The 2,500-nt window shown below is 58.4% G+C and carries 1 rRNA gene and 1 other annotated feature (both cut by a window edge); the gene reads right to left on the reverse strand.

The annotated features are described in order from the left end of the window. A 23S ribosomal RNA gene (locus AMYBE_RS0116650) occupies nucleotides 1–1,592 on the reverse strand; it reaches 1,531 nt to the left of the window's first position. Between the two features lie 301 nt (nucleotides 1,593–1,893). Further along, nucleotides 1,894–2,500, reverse strand: a sequence feature (most likely nonfunctional fraction of RNA operon) (it continues 4,092 nt past the right edge of the window).

A 2,500-nucleotide genomic window follows, 5' to 3' on the forward strand; every position in this document is an offset into this window, starting at 1 on the left:
TCCGTCCGAAGACTTCNNCNNCGGCTTCGGGTGGTTAGTGTCAACCGCCTCGCCATGGGCGCACATGCTCGGGTACGGGAATATCAACCCGTTGTCCATCGACTACGCCTGTCGGCCTCGCCTTAGGTCCCGACTTACCCTGGGCGGATTAGCCTGGCCCAGGAACCCTTGGTCATCCGGCGGCAGAGTTTCTCACTCTGCATTCGCTACTCATGCCTGCATTCTCACTCCCGCACCCTCCACGACTGGCTTCCGCCGCCGCTTCACCGGATGCAGGACGCTCCCCTACCCATCAACACGACTGGACGCCCGCCTCAAGGACGAACGCCGATCTAAAGTGTCAATGACACAGCTTCGGCGGTGTGCTTAAGCCCCGCTACATTGTCGGCGCAGGACCACTTGACCAGTGAGCTATTACGCACTCTTTCAAGGGTGGCTGCTTCTAAGCCAACCTCCTGGTTGTCTGGGCAATCCCACATCCTTTCCCACTGAGCACACACTTAGGGGCCTTAGCTGGTGTTCTGGGCTGTTTCCCTCTCGACGACGAAGCTTATCCCCCGCCGTCTCACTGCCGCACTCTCACACCACGGTATTCGGAGTTTGGTTGATTTCGGTAACCCGGTAAGGCCCCTAGACCATCCAGTAGCTCTACCCCCGCGGTGAAACATGCGACGCTGCACCTAAATGCATTTCGGGGAGAACCAGCTATCACGGAGTTTGATTGGCCTTTCACCCCTACCCACAGCTCATCCCCTCAGTTTTCAACCTAAGTGGGTTCGGGCCTCCACGACGTCTTACCGTCGCTTCACCCTGGCCATGGGTAGATCACTCCGCTTCGGGTCTAGACCACGCGACTACAACCGCCCTGTTCGGACTCGCTTTCGCTACGGCTACCCCACCCGGGTTAACCTCGCCACGCAGCACTAACTCGCAGGCTCATTCTTCAAAAGGCACGCCATCACCTCAACGGCTCTGACGGCTTGTAGGCACACGGTTTCAGGTACTCTTTCACTCCCCTCCCGGGGTACTTTTCATCTTTCCCTCACGGTACTCGTCCGCTATCGGTCTCCAGGAAGTATTTAGGCTTACCGGGTGGTCCCGGCAGATTCACAGCAAATTCCACGAGCTCGCTGCTACTCGGGAACACCGCCAAGGCTCATGCAACTGGTTTTCGCGTACGGGGCTCTCACCCACTCCGGCCGCCCGTCCCAAGGCGTTCCACTAACCAGCACATCAACCCGAGAATCTGTCAGAATTCTCAAGGCAGGTCCCACGACCCCGACCACACAACCCCTGACAGGTATCACATGCAATCGGTTTAGCCTCTTCCGCTTTCGCTCGCCACTACTCACGGAATCACGGTTGTTTTCTCTTCCTGCGGGTACTGAGATGTTTCACTTCCCCGCGTTCCCTCCACACCGGCTATATATTCACCGGCGGGTAACACCACATCACTGGTGCTGGGTTTCCCCATTCGGAAATCCTCGGATCACAGCTCGGTTGACAGCTCCCCGAGGCATATCGCAGCCTCCCACGTCCTTCATCGGCTCCTGAAGCCAAGACATCCACCATGTGCCCTTAACAACTTGACCACAAAGATGCTCGCATCCACTCTACAGTTCTCAAACACCACACCAGAAACAACGTGTGTTGCCTCAGGACCCAACAGCGCGCCAGCGAACAAGAACCCGCCCGGATCCGCGGCCGCCGTTCCACGCGAAGCCGAAGCCCCGCAGTACTAGGTCGGCGGCATCACCACCGCGAGAACCCGTAACCAGTAGTTCCACAATTCCTTGAGCAACCCGGACGGAAACACATTCGGCTTCCGAGCCCGAGCCACCCCGCGCCCTGGTTCCGGGTATCCCGGGGACGCGGATGTGTTGTGCTCCTTAGAAAGGAGGTGATCCAGCCGCACCTTCCGGTACGGCTACCTTGTTACGACTTCGTCCCAATCGCCAGTCCCACCTTCGACCACTCCCTCCCTTGCGGGTTGGGCCATGGGCTTCGGGTGTTACCGACTTTCATGACGTGACGGGCGGTGTGTACAAGGCCCGGGAACGTATTCACCGCAGCGTTGCTGATCTGCGATTACTAGCGACTCCGACTTCACGCAGTCGAGTTGCAGACTGCGATCCGAACTGAGACCGGCTTTAAGGGATTCGCTCCACCTCGCGGTATCGCAGCCCTCTGTACCAGCCATTGTAGCATGTGTGAAGCCCTGGACATAAGGGGCATGATGACTTGACGTCATCCCCACCTTCCTCCGAGTTGACCCCGGCAGTCTCCCACGAGTCCCCGCCATGACGCGCTGGCAACGCAGGATAAGGGTTGCGCTCGTTGCGGGACTTAACCCAACATCTCACGACACGAGCTGACGACAGCCATGCACCACCTGTACACCAACCACAAGGGAAGCCCCATCTCTGGGGATGTCTGGCGCATGTCAAGCCCAGGTAAGGTTCTTCGCGTTGCATCGAATTAATCCACATGCTCCGCCGCT

This window comes from Amycolatopsis benzoatilytica AK 16/65 (assembly GCF_000383915.1).
GTDB lineage: Bacteria > Actinomycetota > Actinomycetes > Mycobacteriales > Pseudonocardiaceae > Amycolatopsis > Amycolatopsis benzoatilytica.